The organism is Terriglobales bacterium (assembly GCA_035454605.1).
Lineage (GTDB): Bacteria > Acidobacteriota > Terriglobia > Terriglobales > Acidobacteriaceae > DATMAB01.
On record DATIGQ010000132.1, the window covers coordinates 15925 to 33732 of the forward strand.

Genomic DNA, 17808 nt, shown 5'->3' on the forward strand with positions numbered 1-17808 from the left:
CGGCTTATTCCAGAATCTCCAGCGTGTAGCGCTTGTGCAGCTTCATTCCTGCGGCGCCCAGGATGGTGCGCATGGAACGCGCAGTCCGCCCCTGCTTCCCGATCACCTTACCGAGATCGTTAGGGGCGACCTTGAGCTCCAGCACGACCGCCTGCTCGCCATCCACTTCGCGGACGGAGACCTGTTCGGGTTCGTCGACCAGCGCTTTGGCAATCTGTTCGACCAACACTCGCATGTCCCCACCAGGATCGCTCGTCATAGGCGACTCCTTGCCAATCGTGGGGCCGAACCCTGGTTGCATTGTGACGGTGAACTCACGCCGCGACGCTCGCGCGTCGGGAAGGCGATCCTCACCAGAACAATCAGGCCGCGTTGCCCGTGCCCGCCGAGGCGGGCTGGGAATAAAGCTTGTTCACGGTAACCGAGAGCCGGGCGCCCTTGGATACCCAGTGCGCAATCCGCTCGCGCTTCAGGTCCACGGTGGCCGGGCTGGTGCGGGGATTGTACGTTCCCACAATCTCCAGAAAGCGGCCATCGCGGCGGCGCGCCTTCTCGATCACCACCACCCGGTAGTGCGGCTGTTTGCGCGCACCGGTGCGCGCCAGTCGGATCATCAGCACAAAAAAGTCTTTCCTTTCTAGTGATTGCCGAGCAGACCAAACAAACTTCAATTATCGCTTATGGCGCCGTTTCTTGGCAACCGGCCGCGCTCAGGCGCGCAGGGCAGCCAGGACTGCGGCAGGGTCCGGGCGGCGCCGGAAGTCGCAGTCGGCGGCGGCGTAGAGCACCGTGCCGTCGCGGTCCAGAACGTAGGCGGCCGGCAGGGGTAGCTCCCAACTGGAGTCCCCATTGCTATGTACCAGGTTGATGAACGCGCGCTGAAAGACCGCCTTGAGGTCCTCCGGCAACCGGTACACCAGGCCGAACTGGCGGGCCACGGCGTTGCCGGCGTCAGAGAGCAGGGGAAAGCGCAATTGGTGTTGGTCCGCCAGGAAGAAGGTCTGTCGGACGGTCTGTGGAGACGCGGCCACCAGGGTTGCGCCGGCTGCTTCAATCTCCTGCAAGAGCTCGTTGTACGCCTCAAGCTCGGCGATGCAGTACGGGCACCAGCGGCCGCGGAAGAACTTCACCACCAGGCGGCCACGAGCCAGCAGGTCTTCCGAGCGAACCATCTTGCCGTCCTTGTCCGGAAGCTCGAAAGCGGGCGCCTTCGAGCCGGCGGCCAGGATGCGTTCGGCAATACCGGAGCGCCGCAGTTCCTCGGCCGCCCGGTCATGCACGGCCACGGTGGCGGCAGGGATCATGGAGTGAACGCGATCTCTCAGGGCCTCCAGCGTTTCCTGCAGGCTCCCGCCCTTACCGATGGCTTCGTACTCCGGGTTGGCCCCGCGCCAGCGCATGAATGCCGTTTCAACTCTTCGGGTTTCTCGTTTCTCGAAGAGTGAGACACAAGGGGAAGCCCGGCGTCGTCAACGAGAAACTAGAAACTGCCTTTCATGTTCCCGGCAGCTTCACGCCCGCCAGGCGCTTTTGCAGGAAGCCGGACTTGCCCATGCTCTTGAACATCTTGCGCATCTGGGCGTACTGACGCAGGAGCTGATTCACTTCCTGCACGCTGGTTCCGGAGCCGCGCGCGATGCGCCGCCGCCGGCTGCCGTTGATGACTTCGTGGTGCGCGCGTTCGTAACCCGTCATGGAGTTGATGATGGCTTCGACACGCACGAGCTGCCGTTCTTCCACTTCCCCGGCCCCCTTCAAGGCGGCGAACGGCCCCACCTTGGGCATGAGGTTCATCAGGCTCTCGAGCGAACCCATCTTCTTCACCTGGCGGAGTTGCTCGCGAAAGTCCTCGAGCGTGAAACCGTCGCCGGAGAGCGCTTTGACGGCCAGGTCCTGGGCCTTCTTCTTGTCCAGCTTTTCTTCCGCTTTCTCGATGAGCGAGAGGATGTCGCCCATGCCCAGGATGCGTGACACCATGCGGTCGGGATGGAAGGCTTCGAGGGCGTCGTACTTCTCGCCCACGCCCACGAACTTGATGGGCGCGCCGGTGACACTGCGGATGGAGATGGCCGCGCCGCCGCGGGCGTCGCCATCCATTTTGGTCAGCACCACGCCGGTCAGCGTGAGTTTCTTGTGGAACTCGTCGGCGGAGCGGACAGCGTCCTGGCCGGTCATGGCGTCGGCGACGAACAGGATCTCCGGCGGATTGAGCAGCCGCTTGAGCGACTGCATCTCTTCCATCAACTGATCGTCGATGTGCAGGCGCCCGGCCGTGTCCACGATGAGCACGTCGCACCCGGAGAGCATGGCTTCGCGGCGGGCCTCGCGTGCCAGCCGTTCGACGGTTACCGTGTTCTCTTCGCCGGGAGCGACCTTGCCTTCGTACAGGTTGGCGCCCACCGCCTGGGCCACGATTCTCAACTGCTCGCGCGCCGCCGGACGATAGACGTCCACGCTGACCAGCAGCGGCCGATGCCCGCTCTTCTTCAGCCAGGCGGCCAGCTTGGCCGAGGTCGTGGTCTTGCCGGAGCCTTGCAGGCCGGCCATCAGGATGACCGTGGGCGGCTGTGAGGCCAGCTTCAGCCGCGCCGTCTCACGGCCCAGCAGATCGACCATTTCGTCGCGCACCACCTTGACGACCTGGTCTGCGGGGGAAAGCGCGGTCAGCACCTCCTGCCCCATGGCCTTAGCTCGCACCTGCTCGAGGAACTGGCCTACCACCTTGACGTTGACGTCGGCCGCCAGCAGCGCCAAACGCAGCTCGCGCAGCGCTTCCCCGACGTTCTCTTCGGTCAGGGTGCCTTGTCCGCGCAGGTTCTTGAACGTGCGCTGGAGTTTGTCTGTGAGGTTCTCGAACATACGGAGGAATGCGGCGTGAGAGCCTTATTGTAGCAGGCGGAATCGGCAGGCCGCGGGTGCCGCTGGGGGCCGGAGAGAGGAGCTACTTCTTCCCGCGCAGCCGCAGGATCAGGAACACGTTGATGCCGCGGGGGCCGCTGTTGGGCACGACGAACGCCAGCTCGTAGCCGTCTTCCCAGGCTTCCGCCAGCGCCTGCTCGAGGTGGACTTCGTCCCCGCGGGGGGAGATGACCCTGTACTGCGGCTTCTTGCCTGGCATCCGATTCCTCCTCTGGTTCCTGGTGCGCGGCCGGGAGCCGTGCCGCGCGGGCACATAACTCTACCCGGCTTTGGCCGCGGAGGCAAAGACTTCGCGCGCCGCGACCACCGTGTTGCAGTGGATGGCCACCGTATCCTGCACGTGGCGGGCGTATCCACCGGCGAACGTGACCATCACCGGGATGCCGCGCGCCGCGGCCACGCGGAACACCAGCTCGTCCCGCTGCTTCAGGCCCTCGATGGTAAGCGCCAGCCCGCCGAGCTGGTCTTCGCGGTAGGGATCGGCCCCGGCGATGTAGCACAACAATTCGGGTGTGAACTGCCGCAGTCCGGAACTGAGCGCCTGGTCGAGCCATGCCAGGTACTGCTCGTCGGTAGTGCCGTCCGGCAGGTGCACATCAATCGAAGACGCCGGCTTCCAGGCCGGGTAGTTGTTCTCCTGATGCAGGGAGATGGTGAACACGTCAGCCTCGGCGTGGTGCGCCGCCGTGCCGCGCCCGAGCATGGCCGGGCCGGTAGAGGGCAAGGGCGCCGGGGGAAGCGCCGCCGAGCCGAAGATGGCTGCGGTGCCGTTGCCGTGGTGGACGTCGCAATCCACGGTCATGGCGCGCCCGATGGCGCCATCCTTCTGCATCCGGCGGATGGCTACGGCGACGTCGTGAATCATGCAAAAGCCTTCGCCGTGCCCGGGGAAAGCATGGTGAAAGCCGCCGCCGATATTGAACGCCACGCCCTCGCGCAGCGCCAGCCGCGCGGCCAGGATCGATCCGCCCGCGGCCAGCCAGAACGCGCCCGCCAGCTCGCGCGAGTAGGGGACCTCCATCACCATTTCCTCGCGCGGCGAGAGTGTGCCGGTCTTGAGCTTGCGCACGTATTCCGGCGTGTGCACCAGCAGGATGTCCTCATCGGAAGCGGGCTCCGGCGCGACGAAGTCCTCAGGCTGGGCTGCGCCGGTCTCCAGCAGGCGCCGGTGGATCAGCCGGTACTTCTCGGCCGGGAATACGTGCGCCCCAATGGGCAGGTAATAGGCGTCGCTGTAGACCAGCTTGAAAGGCAGCATGTTGAGCCGTCTTGCGGGCGTCCGAGCGCGCGGAGCCTGCCCTGAGCGAAGTCGAAGGGCGAAATCCTGAGTCCGCCGCGGCGGACAAACGAACTTGCGTTACCTCAGCCCGCGCCTCCAGATTGTAGCGGGTTGATGGCAACCCGTGGCGCGCAACTTCCGGCCGCAGTCTGGGTTGAAGAGCATGAGGGTCGCCGCCTTCGAGCGGCGGCCCACCAAGGAGACAGGTAGCAATGAAAAGCAGGTGGATGAAACTGGCGGCCATAGCGATGGTAGTAGCGCTGGCGGGCGGAACGTTCGTCTATGCCAAGGGCCAACATGGCCGGCGCGGCCCGGGAGGCGGCGGCTTTCTAAGCGAGCGCATGTTCGCCCACATGGAAGCGCGGCTGAACCTCACACCCGAGCAATCGCAGCAAGTGCGCGGCATCTTCGAGGCCCAGCGGGCCAAGATGAAAGGACAGTTCGCGAGCGGGCGCGGCGACCGCGAAGCACTGATGAAGGCGGTTTTCTCCGACAATCCCAACCAGGCGGAGATCCAGAAGCAGCTCACAGCGCTCGAACAGAAGCACGCGCAGATGCTGCAACAGATGGTGGACACCGGCTTGCAGGTGAACAAGGTGTTGACCCCGGAGCAGCGCGCCGAGTTCCTGAAGGCGATGGACGAGCGTCGTCAGGCTGGCGAGCGCTTCCGCGAGCGCATGAAACAGCGCAAGGCGGAACGCCAGGGGCAGACGCCGCAGCAGTAAGTTTGGCGAGGAATCCCTATTCCAGCCCAGCCGCATGGCGACGATAGGGATTCCTCGATTCGCGCTTCTTCGTCCGCCGCGGCGGACTCGGTCGCGCTTCCTCGGAATGACAATCGAAGCTAACGACCCTTCTTCTTTTCCCTGCCCGCTGGAGGTGCTGGCGCCACCACCTTCCGAATGGGCACGATGGCTCCGCGGCCGGGGTCGGCCATGGGGTGGCTGAGCATCTCTTTTTTCACAAAGTTCACGAACTCCTGCATCTGGCGCTGCATCTCTTCCATGCGCTCGCGCATTTCCAGGATGATGGCCATGCCGGCGATGTTCACCCCCAACTCGCGTGCCAGCGAAAGGATGAACTCCAGCCGCTCCAGGTCCTGGTCGGTGTAAAGCCGGGTGTTGCCTTCGGAGCGCGATGGCCGCAGCAACCCCTCGCGCTCGTAGAGGCGCAGCGTCTGCGGGTGGATGCCGTACATCTCGGCCACCGCCGAGATCATGTATGCGCCTTGTTTCTTTCGCTTCGGCATCGGGTTACACCTTGCTCCACAACTCCGCCCTCGGGTCGTCCGGGTTGAGCTTCTGCAATTCGCGCAGGATCTCTTTCGAGCGCTCGTCGCGCGGCAGGGGCACGACGATCTGCACTTCGACGATCTCGTCGCCGCGCGCGCCTTCACGCGTGGCCGAGGGCACGCCCTTTTCGCGCAGCCGCAGGCGCTGTCCCGAGCGCGTGCCGGGCGGGATCTTGAGCAGCGTGCGGCCGTCGATGGTGGGCACCTCGATCTTCGCTCCCAACGCCGCTTCCATGGCGGTGACCGGAACGGTGATGCGGATGTCGTCGCCCTCGCGGCGAAAAACGGGGTGCTCGCCCGTGCGCACGATGATGTAAAGGTCTCCCGGTGGGCCGCCGCGCAGCCCGGCGTTGCCCTTGCCGGCCAGGCGGATGCGCTGCCCCTCGCGGGTCCCGGGCTTGATGCGCACTTCCAGCGGCTCGGTGCGATGCAGCACGCCTTCGCCGCCGCAGGCCGGGCACAGGTTGCGGGTCTTGCCGGAGCCGCCGCACCGCGGGCACGCCAGCTTGAACTTCATGCGCCCGCTGGTCTGCGTAACCTGGCCGGAGCCGTTGCATTCCGGGCAGGTCTGGGCGCCGGCGTCGGTCGCGCCGCTTCCCTTGCATCGGGCGCAGCCCTCCGTGCGGGCGATGTTCAGCCGCATCACCGCGCCGCGGATGGCCTGCCAGAAGCCCACGTTGACCTGGTATTCCAGGTCGGTCCCGGGCTCCGGTCCGGCTTCTTCCGCGCCGAAGCCGCGCCCGCCGAAGATACCGGAGAAGATGTCGCGGAAGCTGGTGCCGCCGCCCTTCTTGCCGGGTTCGGTGAGATCGGAGAAGTCGAAGCCGCCAAAATCGAAGTGGACGCCGCCCGGCCCCGCCTGGCCGCCGCCAAACCCCGGCCCGTGGCCGCCGCGAGCTGCGGCCTCGGCCGCCGCTGCGTCGATGTTGTCCGAGTAGAAGCCCAGCCGGTCGTAGACCTTGCGCTTCTTGGGATCGCTCAGGACGTCATTGGCTTCCGAGATCTGCTTGAACTTCTCTTCCGCAGCTTTGTTGCCGGGATTGAGGTCGGGATGGTACTTGCGGGCGAGTTTGCGGAAGGCTTTTCGGATGTCCTCGGCCGAAGCGCTCTTTTTCACGCCGAGGATTCCGTAATAGTCCTTGGTTGCAGTGGCCATGCTTTCGCCGCTTCTCGCACAAAATCAGCCACGGACCAACACGAATTGCACGAATCACTCAGCGCGGCGTCGGTGTTCGACTGCCCTGCTATCCGTGTTCATCCGTGTGAATCCGTGGCTGCGTTTACTTCTTTTCCTCCACGTCCACGTACTCGGCGTCGATGACGTCCTGCTCCTTCTTGCCGGCGGCGCCGTTGGTGGCCCCGGGTTCCGCGCCGGGCTGCGTGCCAGGCTGCGGTTGGGCGGCCTTGTACATCTGCTCGGCCAGCTTGTGCGAAGCCTGCGTGAGCCGCTGGCTGGCCGCGTCCAGAGCGGCTCGGTCGCTTCCGTCGAGCGCCTTCTTGGCCTCGGCTAGAGCCGCTTCTACGTTCTCCTTCTCCGAGCCGGAGATCTTGTCGCCGTGCTCCTTCAACATGCGCTCCACGTTGTAGACCAGGGCGTCGAGGTGGTTGCGGACCTCGATCTCCTCGCGCTTGGCGCGGTCTTCGCCGGCGTGCGCTTCCGCTTCCTTGGCCATGCGCTCCACTTCTTCCTTGCTCAGGCCGGAAGACGACGTGATGGTGATCTTCTGGTCCTTGCTGGTGGCCATGTCCTTGGCAGTCACGTTGAGGATGCCGTTGGCATCGATGTCGAACGTGACTTCGATCTGCGGCAGCCCGCGCGGGGCCGGCGGGATTCCCGTCAGGTGGAACTTGCCCAGCGTGCGGTTGTCCTTGGCCAGCGGCCGCTCGCCCTGAAGCACGTGGATCTCCACCGAGCTCTGGTTATCGGCGGCGGTGGAGAAGGTCTCCGTCTTCTTGGTCGGGATGGTGGTGTTGCGCGGGATCATGGGGGTGGCCACGCCGCCCTCCCACGGCCGGTGCGGATTGTGGGTCTCGATGGCCAGCGTGAGCGGAGTGACGTCGAGCAGCAGCAGGTCCTTCACATCGCCGGCCAGCACGCCCGCCTGTACGGCCGCGCCCACGGCCACGACCTCGTCCGGGTTCACGCCCTTATGAGGTTCACGGCCGAAGAGCTCCTTCACCAGCTTCTGGATACGCGGCATGCGGGTCTGGCCGCCCACCAGCACCACTTCGTCGATCTTCCCGGCATCGAGGCCGGCGTCCTTCAGCGCCTGCTGGCAGGGACCGACGGAGCGGTGGATGATGTCTTCCACCATCTGCTCCAGCTTAGCCCGCGTCAGCTTCTTCACCAGGTGCTTGGGACCGCTGGCATCGGCGGTGATGAAGGGAAGGTTGATCTCCGTTTCCAGGGTGGTGGAGAGTTCGATCTTGGCCTTTTCGGCGGCATCGCGTAGCCGCTGCAGCGCCATCTCGTTGCCCTTGGCGCGCAGATCCAGGCCCTCTTCCTTCTTGAACTCCTCCACCAGCCAGTCCACGATGCGCTGGTCGATATTGTCGCCGCCCAGGTGCGTGTCGCCGTTGGTGGCCTTCACCTCGATCACGCCTTCGCCCACTTCGAGGATGGAGATGTCGAAGGTACCGCCGCCGAAGTCGTAGACGGCAATGGTTTCGTCCTTCTTCTTGTCCAGGCCATAGGCCATGGCGGCGGCCGTGGGCTCGTTGACGATGCGCTTCACGTCCAGGCCCGCGATGCGCCCGGCGTCCTTGGTGGCCTGCCGCTGGGCGTCGTTGAAGTAGGCGGGCACCGTGATGACAGCCTCGGTGACTTTCTCACCCAGATAGTCTTCGGCCGCTTTCCTGAGCTTCTGCAGGATGAGCGCCGAGACCTCCGGCGGCGTGTGCTTCTTACCGTTGATCTCCACCGAAACGTGGTCGCCATCCTTCACGACCTTGAAGGGGACCATCTTCATCTCTTCGCTGACTTCGTCGTAGCGCCGCCCCATGAAGCGCTTGATGGAGTAAACGGTGTTCTCCGGGTTGGTGATAGCCTGGCGCTTCGCCACCTGTCCCACCAGCCGCTCGCCGGTCTTGGTAAAGCCCACCACCGAGGGTGTGGTGCGTCCTCCTTCTTCGTTGGCAATGACCTTGGGTTCGTTGCCCTCCATCACCGCCACGACCGAGTTGGTGGTTCCCAGGTCGATTCCTATGATCTTGCCCATGTTCTCAAGCCTCCGTGCAGTTCAGCAGGGCCACTGGCTCACCGGGCCTGCGTCGGCACAAACGATTCTTATTCATAATAAGATGTGAGTGAGATATTGTCAAGTTCTTGTAAGTCATTGTTAAATATACATGTTATAATCTATCTGTGTCGGTGATAGTCCGAGCCATTGAGAACACCTGAATCCCCTGGCAGGCCGGGTGATTCCGCGCTACACTTTGCGACCGTTCTTTCCGGAGGAGGCGACCCGATGGAGACGGCGAAGGAAGGGCGCATCTGGCAGGCGGCGGGCGCGGCCGCGGTCGTGGGAGGTGCCGCGTTCCTGGTGCGCGTGGTTCTGTTGTACGGCATGGCCTACGCCGATGCCTCGGCACTCTCGCTCGGCTTGGCGGCTTCGTTCATGATGCTGGCCGGGGTGGCGGCATTCGTCGGCGGTCGCGCTCTTTCCGCCATGGCAAGCGGCATCGGCTCGCGCGAGCTTTCCTTGTGGGGCGTTCTGGCCGTGGCCGGGCTCATCGGCGGTACAGCGACGGTGCTTTTTGCCTATCGGCAATCGATACGGGGGAGCATTCCTACGTTCGACGACCTGGCGGTCGCTCTTGCCGGCTCCTTCATTGTGATGGTGGGCATGATGGCGCTGCTGGGTCAGCGCATCATGAAACACGCCACGCGAAAGTAGACGGAATTGCCCGCTGCTTGTTGCAGCGGTCCTACTCCACCGTCACCGATTTGGCGAGGTTCCGCGGCTGGTCCACGTCGCATCCGCGGCGCACCGCGATGTGATACGCCAGCAGCTGCAGCGGTACCACTTCCAGTATGGGCGAGAGCAGTTCCGGCGCCGGCGGCACGTAGAAGGCGTGGTCCACGGACTCGCGGATCTCCTCATCGCCCTCGGTGGCGATGGCGATCACCGTGCCCGACCGCGCCTTCACTTCTTTCACGTTGGACATGGTCTTCTCGTAGCGCAGCACGGAGTCCGGATCGTTGCGGTCGCAGGTCGCGATGATGACCACCGGCAGCTTCTCGTCGATGAGCGCGTTGGGTCCGTGCTTCATCTCGCCCGCCGGATAGCCCTCGGCATGGATGTACGAGATCTCCTTGAGCTTGAGCGCGCCCTCGAGGGCGATGGGGTAGTGCACGCCACGACCCAGGAAGAGGAAGTCCTGCGCCCGCATGTACTCTTTGGCGAGGTCCTCGATTTCTTCGTCGCGAGCCAGGATGGACTCCAGCTTGCCGGGCATGCGCGTGAGATCGGTCAGCAGCGCACGCGCCTGGTCGGTGGAAACGGTTCCTCGCACCTCCGCCAGGTAGACGGCGAACAGAAACATCGCGGCCAGTTGTGCGGTGAACGCTTTGGTGGAAGCCACCCCGATCTCCGGCCCGGCGTGGGTGTAAATGGTTCCCGCAGCCTCGCGCGTCACCATGGAGCCCACTACATTGCAGATGGCCAGGGTCTTCGACCCTTTGGCCTTGGCTTCGCGCTGGGCGGCGATGGTATCCGCCGTCTCCCCCGACTGCGTAATGAGGATGGTCACCGTCTCCGGGCCGGTCAGCGGATCGCGGTAGCGATACTCGCTGGCGTAGTCCACTTCCACGGGGACCCGGGCCAGTCGCTCGATCATGAACTTGCCGGCCAGCGCCGCGTGCCAACTCGTTCCGCAGGCGGCGATATGCACCTTCTGGATGGCCCGAAACTCGGCCGGGGTGATCTCCATCTCCTCCAGGAACACCTTGCCGGTGTCGAGGGAAACACGGCCCAGCGTGGTATCCCGCACGGCCCGCGGCTGCTCGTAGATCTCCTTGAGCATGAAGTGCTTGAAGCCGCCCTTCTCCGCCATGATGGGGTCCCAGGTGATGTGCTGTACCTGGCGCACGATGGGCCGCCCGGAGAAGTCGCTCAACTGCACGCCTGCCGGGGTGATCACCGCCAGGTCGCCGTCGGCGAGGAAGAAGACGTCGCGTGTGTGATAGAGGATGGCGGGCACGTCCGAGGCCACGAAGTACTCGTCCTTGCCCAGCCCGATCACTGCCGGCGGGCCGTTGCGCGCGGCCACGATCTTGTTGGGCTCGTCGGCCGTGATGACCGCCAGCGCGAATACGCCCTGCAGCTCATTCACCGCCTTGCGCACGGCTTCCTCGAACGACGGCCGGTGGCCGTTGTGCGCCTTCATGTGTTTCTCTACCAGGTGGGCGATGACCTCGGTATCGGTCTCAGTGACGAACTTGTGCTGCTCCTCGATGAGCTTCTTCTTGAGCGAGAGGTAATTTTCGATGATGCCGTTGTGCACCACGACGATGCGTCCCGAGCAATCGCGGTGAGGATGGGCGTTCTCTTCGGTCGGGCGGCCGTGCGTAGCCCAGCGCGTGTGCCCGATGCCATAGGTGCCGTCCAGCGGCTTCAGGCGTATGGCTTCTTCCAGGTTCCGCAGCTTGCCTTCGGCGCGCCGCACTTCCAGCCCCGGTCCATTGCCGGCCACGGCGATGCCCGCCGAGTCATATCCGCGATACTCCAGGCGCTTCAGGCCCTCGATGATGACGGGCACCACGCGCTTCTTGCCCACGTATCCGACGATGCCACACATAAGTCAGTTCCCAGTTGCCGGTTGCCAGTTCATCGCTGGAAGACGCCAGCGTCGCGGGGAAGTTCGAAGGCCTTTTAGATGCTGTCGCCACCCAAGCGACCCATCTTTAATCCGTGTTCATCCGCGTGAATCCGCGGCGAAAGTCTTTAGTCTTCGATCTTGTAACTGAACTCCTCGATCACCGGGTTGGTGAGCACTTCGCGCGCCATGCGCTCCACCTCGGCCTTGGCGGCGTCTTGGGAAAGCCCCCCGTCGAGCGCGATCTCAAAAAACTTGCCCTGGCGGACGTCGCCCACTCCCTTGTATCCCATCTTCTTCAGCGCGCCATGGATGGTCTTGCCCTGGGGGTCGAGCACCGTCTTCTTCAGCGAAACGTAAACGTAGGCCTTCATGACTTGGGTAGATTATAAGCTGGAATGCGCAGGGCAGCCGGGAGTCTTGCGGCGTCCGGCGAAAGGGGGTTCTCTCCATGCGAAAGATGGTGCTGCTGGGACTGGCGATTCTTCTCTGCGCGGCGAACGCGCTGGCCGCACCCGAGGGCAAACCCACGCGCGTGATGGTGCGCGCGGTCTCGCGCGACGCCAAGATCCTGGGCACACACGTGGGCGGAGCGCGCATCACCATCCGTGACCTGGCCACCGGAAAGACGCTGGCGGAAGGCGTGCAGGAAGGCGGGTCAGGAGACACCGACCGCATCATGGTCGAGCCCCGTCGCCGCGGTGCTGCCGTTTACGACACTCCCGGCGCCGCCGGCTTCCTGGCCACCGTCGCCCTGGAGCGTCCCACGGTGGTGGAAATCAGCGCGGAAGGGCCGCTCGGCCATCCCCAGGCCACGCAGCGGGCCACGAAAACACTCCTTCTCGTTCCCGGAGAGGACATCCTCGGCGATGGCGTGGTGCTGGAAATTCACGGATTCATCCTGCAGTTCGTTGATCCCGCCGCGGACGTGCATGTGAAGACGGGGGATCCCATCCCGGTGCGCGCCACCATGACCATGACTTGAGGGTGCCCTACGGAGCCCGGCGGGCTCTGGGACGCCAACAAGATCCGCCTTGTCGCGCAACTGGTTCGGGAAGGGAAGGTGGAGGTGGAATCGGTCTTGGCCTACGCCGGCGAGAAGAGCACGTACTCGGGAACGCTCCAGGCTCCCGCAGCCGGCGCGTACGAGTTACGGCTATTGGCAATCGATTCTGCCAACACGAACTTCGGCATGAACTCGCGCAAGCTGGTGGTCGAGTAGCTTAGCTCCTCGGCCCATGCCCGGCCAGTTGCGCCAGGGTTGCTTCGGCTTGCGCCACGATCTCCGCCACGATCTCAGCTGCGCCCTGATCGGACTTGAGCAGCCGCACCGCTTGTCCTGTCAGCAGCGGGTAGAGATCGGCATCACCGGCAGCGATGGCACGGGCATAGAGGTCGCCGGCAGCCAGTGCCTGCAACGGCCATGCCAGGGGCTCGACCTTGGCAGCGAGCAGAGCGTCGAGTACCCGGTTATGAATGCCGCGAGCGGGCCGGCCGGTGAAGGCCCGGGTGACGACGGTGGCAGCTTCGTCCGCCTCGAGCACTCTCTGCTTGTACGCAGGAAAGGCGGCGCTTTCGCGCGCCACCAGGAAACGCGTACCCATGGCGGCTCCGGCAGCGCCCAGCGCCAGCGACGCCACCAGGCCGCGGCCATCCGCAATGCCGCCTGCCGCCACCACCGGGACGCGCACGGCGTCCGCAACCTGCGGCACCAGCGCCATCGTTCCCACCAGCGCCGCCTCACCGTCGGGGCCCAGCCGAAATGTCGAGCGATGCCCGCCGGCCTCGGCACCTTGCGCCAGCACGATGTCCACACCCGCCCCGGCTACCGCCTGGGCCTCCGCCACCGTGGTCACCATCGCCATCACCTTGGCGCCGGCTGCGTGTGCCGGCTCGACCAGCGGCGTCGGATCTCCCATCGCCGTGCTCAGCACCGGCACCCTCTCCTCGAGGATCACCTGGATCTGCTGCTGGAGTTGGGAAGGCGGCAGGGCTGGCGCGTCGCTCACTTCCGGCAACTTCAGCTCGCGGCGCAAGTGGTTCAGGACTTGCTGCACAGGCACGGCGTCGCGGTTGCCTGGCTCGGGCGGTGCCAGTAAGACATTCACGCCGAACGGGCGATCCGTTCGCTCCCGCACCGCACGGATCTGTTTTCGCACATCTTCCGGCGCAACGCGGAACGCCGCCAGCACGCCGAAACCGCCGGCCTCACAGACGGCCGCCACCAGCTCGGGAGTGGTCGGCCCGCCCGACATCGGCGCCTGCACCAGCGGATAACGCACACCCAACAGGTCGCAGAGCGGCGTGTGCAGAGCGTGTTTTTCCATCACTCACCTCGAAGAGAGAGGGAATTCCGGAATGCTACTCGTAACAGAAAGGAAGGAGCCAGCTGGCTACAGCCGGAACAGCTCCCGCAACCGCTTGGTCTGGGCGCGGCTCACCGGAATCTCCGATTGTTTCTTGTCGTCCATGCGGAGCTGATAGCTGCTCTTGAACCAGGGCACCACTTCCCGGATGCGGTTGATGTTCACCACGTAGGAGCGGTGCGCGCGCCAGAAGGTGTTGGCATCGAGCGAGGCCAGTAGTTCTTCCAGGGTGCGGCAGTTCGATTGGCCTTCCGCCGCCGCCGTCACTACCGTGATCACGCCGTCTTCAATGGAGGCGTAACAGATGTCCTTCTGGTCCACCAGGAACAGCCGCCCGCCGGCCTTGATCAGGATGCGGTTAGCCTGCGGCTTCTGTCCTTCCAGCATCTTCACCAGCGCGTCCAAACGCTCGGCAGGCGCTCCCGCGGTCTCTCTCGCGCGCTTGGCCTTCTGGACTGATTGCGTCACCCGCTTCTTGTCGAAAGGCTTCAGCAGGTAGTCGACCGCGTTCACCTCGAAGGCCTTGACGGCGTACTGATCGTAGGCGGTGGCGAACACGATCTGCGGCAGCGGCACCCGCCGGTCGAGCAGCTTCTTGATGACGCCGAAGCCGTCCAGGCCGGGCATCTGCACGTCCAGGAAGACCAGGTCGGGCGAGTGCTCCTTGATCAGGCTCACCGCCTCCAGGCCGTTCTTGCCCTGGGCCACTACTTCGACGTCACCCACCGACTTCAGCAGGTAGGCCAGCTCGTCGCGCGCGAGCTGCTCGTCATCCACGATGAGAGCGGAAAGTGGCATGGGTTATCGGATGCCTCGAGAAAAGCTTCCCAACGAGTATAAGAACCCCGGTTTTGCAGCGTCAACGCGCGCCGATCGAGGTTACCAGTCGAGGCTGTCCGCTTTCAGGCTACGCTCTCCAGCGCCAGCGCCATGCCCATGCCGCCGGAGACACAGAGCGTCGCCATGCCTCGCTTGGCCTTGCGCCGCAGCATCTCGTGCAGCAGCGTCACCGTGATGCGCGCACCCGTGCACCCGATGGGATGTCCCAGCGCGATCGCCCCGCCGTTCACGTTCAGCTTCTCCGGATCGAAGTGCAGCTCGCGGTCGCAGGCCAGGACCTGCGCGGCAAAGGCTTCGTTCAGCTCGATCAGGTCGAACCCGGCGTAATCCAGCCCGAACTTTTCCTTCATCTTGCCGAGCGCAGGCACCGGCCCGATCCCCATGATGCGCGGATCGACGCCGGCGCTGGTCGCCGCCATCACCCGCGCCGTCGGCTTCAGGTTGTGCCGCTTCACGAAGGCTTCGCCCGCCACCACCAGCGCGGCTGCGCCATCGGTGATGCCCGACGAATTTCCCGCGGTGATGGTGCCCGTCTTGGAGAACACGGGCGCCAGCTTGGCCATCTTCTCCAGAGTTGCGCCCAGGAAAGGGTGCTCGTCGCGCGCGAATGTCTGCGGGCCTTTCTTGCCGTCGAGCTCAACCGCAACGATCTCTGAGCCGAACCTGCCGGCCTCGATGGCCGCCTGCGCGCGCTGCTGCGACCGCAGCGCGTATTGATCCTGTTCTTCACGCGGGATCTTGTACTGTTCGGCGAGCACCTCGGCGGTTTCGCCCATCACCATCTTGGCCAGGGGACAGAAGAAGCCGTCGCGATACATGCCGTCCACCAGGTCCTGGTTTCCCAGCCGGTAGCCCCAGCGCGCGCCGTCCAGGTAGTAGGGAAGGCGCGACATGGATTCCGTGCCCCCGGTGAGCACGCACTCCAGGTTTCCGGCCGTGATCTCCTCGAACGCCAGCGCCACCGACTTCATGCCGGAGGCGCAGGCCTGGTTCACGGTATAGGCGGGAACCTCCTGCGGCAGGCCGGCGCGGATGGAGATCTGTCGCGCCACATTCGGACCGCCGCCCGCCTGGCGGGCGTTGCCGAAGATGGTCTCGTCCACCTGGTCGGCCCGGACTCCGGCGCGCTCCAGCGCAGCCCGCGCCGCAATGGCGCCCATGTCTGCGGCAGTCTTTCCCGCCAGCGAGCCGCCGAACTTGCCGATGGCCGTGCGCACCGCCGAAAGAATAAAGACGCCTTCCACCGCGACCTCCGAAACTGTCAGTCTAACACCCGCCCGGTCTGGGCCCGGAGAGTGAGAAACGCCGGTACAATCCGGGTCCCGAGCTATGACGAACCAGTCTCAACCGGTTTCCTGGTGGCAGCGGACCAACTTTGTCGACCGACTCTACTTCGCCTGGTTCGGCGGGCTGGGTCTGGTGATTCTGTTGCTGCACCACCGCATCCCCGCCTGGCCGTCGTTCCTGGCCGTTCACGCCGTTTGTCTGCTGGTGATCGCGGCATTGGTAGCAGGCGCTCCGCGCTCCCGCATTTGGCACTTCCTGCATCACTGGTATCCGTTGCTGATATTCATCGTCTGTTTCGAGGAGGTGGCCCGCCTCTCCTTCCTGTTCGTCGACTCCTGGCAGGACCAGTATTTGCTCGACCTCGAAGCCAGGTTCTTTGCCGCGCCACCCACGGTCTGGCTGGGACAATTCGCCACGCCCTGGCTGACCGAGGTCCTGGAGATCGGGTACTTTTCCTACTTCCTGCTGCTGATAATGGTGGGCGGCGTGCTCTACCACCGCGGCGACATGCCCGCCTTCCGGCGCACCATGTCCACCAGCGTCGTGAGCTACATGCTGTGCTACCTGGTCTTTCTGACCTTTCCGACCGAAGGTCCCGCGCACACGCTGCGCCATCTGCACACCGTACCGCTCGAGGGCGGCCCGTTTCATTTCCTCGTGAACCTCATCCAGAAGCACGGCGGCGTGCACGGCAACGCTTTTCCCAGTTCGCACGTCGCCGCCGCCGTAGTGGCGTTGATCTACGCCTGGCGCTACGCCCCGCGCCTGGGCATGGCGCTCACGCCGCTGGTAGTGCTGCTCTGCATCGGCGCGGTGTATGACCGCTATCACTATGTATCCGACATCGCTGGCGGCATCGTGATCGCGCTGCTGGCGGAGGCGATCGTTGCTTGGCTGGTGCGGCGGCCTCGCTGGGCCAGGCTCGTCCAGTCGTAATCCCTCGTCAATCGCACAATTCCGTTAGACTCATCCCGATGGACGTCATTTTCGGCATCAACCCTGTGACCGAGGCCTTGAAGGCCCGCGGCCGTGCCTTCGCGTACCTGGGCGTTGCCAGTCGGAACGACGCCCGCGTCGAGAAGCTGATTGCAGAATGCCGCGCGCTCGGCGTGCCGGTGCGCTTTCTGCCCCGCCACCAGCTTGACCGCCTGGCCAACGGCGGCGCGCACCAGGGCGTGGTGGCGGTGGCCGCGGCCCGGCGCTACGACGACCCGGAGGCTATCCTGGCCCACCGCCACGGCCGCCATGCCTTTGTCCTCGTGCTCGACGGCATCGAGGACCCGCACAACCTGGGCGCTATCCTGCGGACCGCCGATGCCGCCGGCGCCGACGGCGTCCTCATTCCCGAGCGTCGCGCCGTGGGCGTTACCGCTACCGTGGCCAAAGTGTCCGCCGGCGCCAGCGAGCACCTGCCCATCGCGCGCGTCACCAACCTGGGCCGTGCGCTCGAGGAGCTGAAGGCGCGCAACGTGTGGATCGTCGGCCTTGACGAACGCGCCCCGCAAAGCTACGACGCCCTCGACTACAACATGGACTGCGCTCTGGTGCTGGGCGCCGAGGGCAAGGGCATGCACGAGCAGATCCGGCGCCGCTGCGACTTCCTAGTCTCCATTCCCATGCTGGGCAAGGTTCCTTCGCTGAACGTCTCCGTCGCCGCCGCGGTGGTCATGTATGAACTCGTCCGCCAACGCCGCCAGGTAGCAGCCAAGTGATGACGACCCGGTCCTCCTTGGTGTCCTTCGTGGCAGTCCTTTGCGTTCTTTGTGGTGGTGCTCTTTCATCTTCCGCCCTCGACCGTTCCGCCTTCACCATCACCGCCTGGGAACTGAAGGCTCGCATCTCGCCTGCGCAACAGACCCTGGCTGCCACTGCGAACGTGACTTTGCGCAACGACAGCCCCGCGCCGCAGCGCGTAGCCGCGTTGCAGATCTCGTCAGCGCTCGCCTGGAAGACGGTCACTGCGGCAGGGAAGCCGCTGCAGTACGTTGGGCAGCCCTACATCTCCGACC

General features: G+C 64.9%; 21 protein-coding genes. 7 read left to right on the plus strand and 14 right to left on the minus strand.

Going from position 1 to position 17808, the window contains the following annotated elements; translation table 11 throughout:
* Nucleotides 1-4: 4 nt before the first annotated feature.
* From VLE48_09465 to VLE48_09490, 6 genes are all read right to left on the minus strand, one after another.
* Nucleotides 5-259, minus strand: coding sequence for a KH domain-containing protein (locus VLE48_09465; protein HSA93225.1), 255 nt, complete (start codon nucleotides 257-259; stop codon nucleotides 5-7).
* Nucleotides 260-362: 103 nt separating this feature from the next.
* Nucleotides 363-614: a 30S ribosomal protein S16 gene (gene rpsP, locus VLE48_09470; protein ID HSA93226.1), complete on the minus strand. Its 252-nt coding sequence runs from the start codon at nucleotides 612-614 to the stop codon at nucleotides 363-365.
* Between the two features lie 96 nt (nucleotides 615-710).
* A complete protein-coding gene (locus tag VLE48_09475; protein ID HSA93227.1) occupies nucleotides 711-1400 on the minus strand; it encodes a peroxiredoxin-like family protein in 690 nt (229 codons plus the stop codon).
* A gap of 94 nt (nucleotides 1401-1494) precedes the next feature.
* Nucleotides 1495-2859 carry a signal recognition particle protein gene (ffh, locus tag VLE48_09480; GenBank protein ID HSA93228.1) on the minus strand — a complete coding sequence of 455 codons (1365 nt, stop codon included), beginning with the start codon at nucleotides 2857-2859 and terminating at the stop codon, nucleotides 1495-1497.
* An 82-nt stretch (nucleotides 2860-2941) separates the two neighbouring features.
* Complete coding sequence (locus VLE48_09485) at nucleotides 2942-3118, minus strand: hypothetical protein (GenBank protein ID HSA93229.1); 177 nt, start codon at nucleotides 3116-3118, stop codon at nucleotides 2942-2944.
* A gap of 60 nt (nucleotides 3119-3178) precedes the next feature.
* Entirely contained in the window at nucleotides 3179-4177 is a 999-nt protein-coding gene (locus tag VLE48_09490) for a histone deacetylase (protein ID HSA93230.1), read from the minus strand.
* A 233-nt stretch (nucleotides 4178-4410) separates the two neighbouring features.
* Between VLE48_09490 and VLE48_09495 the strand changes: the two genes are divergently transcribed.
* Nucleotides 4411-4923, plus strand: coding sequence for a Spy/CpxP family protein refolding chaperone (locus VLE48_09495; protein ID HSA93231.1), 513 nt, complete (start codon nucleotides 4411-4413; stop codon nucleotides 4921-4923).
* Nucleotides 4924-5042: 119 nt separating this feature from the next.
* On the opposite strand, the gene VLE48_09500 is transcribed toward VLE48_09495, so the two are convergent.
* The 3 genes from VLE48_09500 to dnaK all read right to left on the minus strand — a co-directional run bounded on the left by VLE48_09500 (nucleotide 5043) and on the right by dnaK (nucleotide 8707).
* Nucleotides 5043-5447 (minus strand): helix-turn-helix transcriptional regulator, encoded by a 405-nt coding sequence (locus VLE48_09500; GenBank protein HSA93232.1) that lies wholly within the window; start codon nucleotides 5445-5447, stop codon nucleotides 5043-5045.
* A gap of 4 nt (nucleotides 5448-5451) precedes the next feature.
* The gene (locus VLE48_09505) at nucleotides 5452-6645 is read right to left on the minus strand and encodes a J domain-containing protein (GenBank protein ID HSA93233.1); all 1194 of its coding nucleotides are present in this window, start codon (nucleotides 6643-6645) and stop codon (nucleotides 5452-5454) included.
* Nucleotides 6646-6769: 124 nt separating this feature from the next.
* A complete protein-coding gene (gene dnaK / locus VLE48_09510) occupies nucleotides 6770-8707 on the minus strand; it encodes a molecular chaperone DnaK (protein HSA93234.1) in 1938 nt (645 codons plus the stop codon).
* Between the two features lie 249 nt (nucleotides 8708-8956).
* Between dnaK and VLE48_09515 the strand changes: the two genes are divergently transcribed.
* Nucleotides 8957-9385 (plus strand): hypothetical protein, encoded by a 429-nt coding sequence (locus VLE48_09515; protein ID HSA93235.1) that lies wholly within the window; start codon nucleotides 8957-8959, stop codon nucleotides 9383-9385.
* Between the two features lie 31 nt (nucleotides 9386-9416).
* Here VLE48_09515 and glmS read toward each other — a convergent pair whose 3' ends face one another.
* Both glmS and purS read right to left on the minus strand, forming a co-directional pair.
* A complete protein-coding gene (glmS, locus tag VLE48_09520) occupies nucleotides 9417-11288 on the minus strand; it encodes a glutamine--fructose-6-phosphate transaminase (isomerizing) (GenBank protein HSA93236.1) in 1872 nt (623 codons plus the stop codon).
* Between the two features lie 146 nt (nucleotides 11289-11434).
* The gene (gene purS, locus VLE48_09525; GenBank protein HSA93237.1) at nucleotides 11435-11680 is read right to left on the minus strand and encodes a phosphoribosylformylglycinamidine synthase subunit PurS; all 246 of its coding nucleotides are present in this window, start codon (nucleotides 11678-11680) and stop codon (nucleotides 11435-11437) included.
* A gap of 77 nt (nucleotides 11681-11757) precedes the next feature.
* Between purS and VLE48_09530 the strand changes: the two genes are divergently transcribed.
* Both VLE48_09530 and VLE48_09535 read left to right on the plus strand, forming a co-directional pair.
* Nucleotides 11758-12291 (plus strand): hypothetical protein, encoded by a 534-nt coding sequence (locus tag VLE48_09530; GenBank protein ID HSA93238.1) that lies wholly within the window; start codon nucleotides 11758-11760, stop codon nucleotides 12289-12291.
* An 84-nt stretch (nucleotides 12292-12375) separates the two neighbouring features.
* A complete protein-coding gene (locus VLE48_09535; GenBank protein HSA93239.1) occupies nucleotides 12376-12528 on the plus strand; it encodes a hypothetical protein in 153 nt (50 codons plus the stop codon).
* A gap of 1 nt (nucleotide 12529) precedes the next feature.
* On the opposite strand, the gene VLE48_09540 is transcribed toward VLE48_09535, so the two are convergent.
* From VLE48_09540 to VLE48_09550, 3 genes are all read right to left on the minus strand, one after another.
* Complete coding sequence (locus VLE48_09540) at nucleotides 12530-13633, minus strand: nitronate monooxygenase (GenBank protein ID HSA93240.1); 1104 nt, start codon at nucleotides 13631-13633, stop codon at nucleotides 12530-12532.
* Between the two features lie 66 nt (nucleotides 13634-13699).
* On the minus strand, nucleotides 13700-14470 hold the full coding sequence (locus tag VLE48_09545) for a LytTR family DNA-binding domain-containing protein (protein HSA93241.1): 771 nt from the start codon (nucleotides 14468-14470) through the stop codon (nucleotides 13700-13702).
* A gap of 104 nt (nucleotides 14471-14574) precedes the next feature.
* Nucleotides 14575-15756, minus strand: a complete 1182-nt coding sequence (locus VLE48_09550) for an acetyl-CoA C-acetyltransferase (GenBank protein HSA93242.1) — start codon at nucleotides 15754-15756, stop codon at nucleotides 14575-14577.
* 85 nt (nucleotides 15757-15841) lie between these two features.
* On the opposite strand from VLE48_09550, the gene VLE48_09555 reads away from it, so the two are divergent.
* The 3 genes from VLE48_09555 to VLE48_09565 all read left to right on the plus strand — a co-directional run.
* Complete coding sequence (locus VLE48_09555) at nucleotides 15842-16735, plus strand: phosphatase PAP2 family protein (GenBank protein ID HSA93243.1); 894 nt, start codon at nucleotides 15842-15844, stop codon at nucleotides 16733-16735.
* 38 nt (nucleotides 16736-16773) lie between these two features.
* Nucleotides 16774-17511, plus strand: coding sequence for a 23S rRNA (guanosine(2251)-2'-O)-methyltransferase RlmB (gene rlmB / locus VLE48_09560; protein HSA93244.1), 738 nt, complete (start codon nucleotides 16774-16776; stop codon nucleotides 17509-17511).
* On the plus strand, nucleotides 17511-17808 hold a 298-nt coding region (locus VLE48_09565; protein HSA93245.1), incomplete at its 3' end, for a hypothetical protein. The genes rlmB and VLE48_09565, both read left to right, overlap by 1 nt.

Excerpts from the sequence above, each read along its gene's own strand:
- VLE48_09465 (HSA93225.1), bottom strand. The coding sequence starts at position 259 with ATGACGAGCGATCCTGGTGGGGACATGCGAGTGTTGGTCGAACAGATT.
- rpsP (HSA93226.1), bottom strand. The coding sequence starts at position 614 with ATGATCCGACTGGCGCGCACCGGTGCGCGCAAACAGCCGCACTACCGG.
- VLE48_09475 (HSA93227.1), bottom strand. The coding sequence starts at position 1,400 with ATGCGCTGGCGCGGGGCCAACCCGGAGTACGAAGCCATCGGTAAGGGC.
- ffh (HSA93228.1), bottom strand. The coding sequence starts at position 2,859 with ATGTTCGAGAACCTCACAGACAAACTCCAGCGCACGTTCAAGAACCTG.
- VLE48_09485 (HSA93229.1), bottom strand. The coding sequence starts at position 3,118 with ATGCCAGGCAAGAAGCCGCAGTACAGGGTCATCTCCCCCCGCGGGGAC.
- VLE48_09490 (HSA93230.1), bottom strand. The coding sequence starts at position 4,177 with ATGCTGCCTTTCAAGCTGGTCTACAGCGACGCCTATTACCTGCCCATT.
- VLE48_09495 (HSA93231.1), top strand. The coding sequence starts at position 4,411 with ATGAAAAGCAGGTGGATGAAACTGGCGGCCATAGCGATGGTAGTAGCG.
- VLE48_09500 (HSA93232.1), bottom strand. The coding sequence starts at position 5,447 with ATGCCGAAGCGAAAGAAACAAGGCGCATACATGATCTCGGCGGTGGCC.
- VLE48_09505 (HSA93233.1), bottom strand. The coding sequence starts at position 6,645 with ATGGCCACTGCAACCAAGGACTATTACGGAATCCTCGGCGTGAAAAAG.
- dnaK (HSA93234.1), bottom strand. The coding sequence starts at position 8,707 with ATGGGCAAGATCATAGGAATCGACCTGGGAACCACCAACTCGGTCGTG.
- VLE48_09515 (HSA93235.1), top strand. The coding sequence starts at position 8,957 with ATGGAGACGGCGAAGGAAGGGCGCATCTGGCAGGCGGCGGGCGCGGCC.
- glmS (HSA93236.1), bottom strand. The coding sequence starts at position 11,288 with ATGTGTGGCATCGTCGGATACGTGGGCAAGAAGCGCGTGGTGCCCGTC.
- purS (HSA93237.1), bottom strand. The coding sequence starts at position 11,680 with ATGAAGGCCTACGTTTACGTTTCGCTGAAGAAGACGGTGCTCGACCCC.
- VLE48_09530 (HSA93238.1), top strand. The coding sequence starts at position 11,758 with ATGCGAAAGATGGTGCTGCTGGGACTGGCGATTCTTCTCTGCGCGGCG.
- VLE48_09540 (HSA93240.1), bottom strand. The coding sequence starts at position 13,633 with ATGGAAAAACACGCTCTGCACACGCCGCTCTGCGACCTGTTGGGTGTG.
- VLE48_09545 (HSA93241.1), bottom strand. The coding sequence starts at position 14,470 with ATGCCACTTTCCGCTCTCATCGTGGATGACGAGCAGCTCGCGCGCGAC.
- VLE48_09555 (HSA93243.1), top strand. The coding sequence starts at position 15,842 with ATGACGAACCAGTCTCAACCGGTTTCCTGGTGGCAGCGGACCAACTTT.
- rlmB (HSA93244.1), top strand. The coding sequence starts at position 16,774 with ATGGACGTCATTTTCGGCATCAACCCTGTGACCGAGGCCTTGAAGGCC.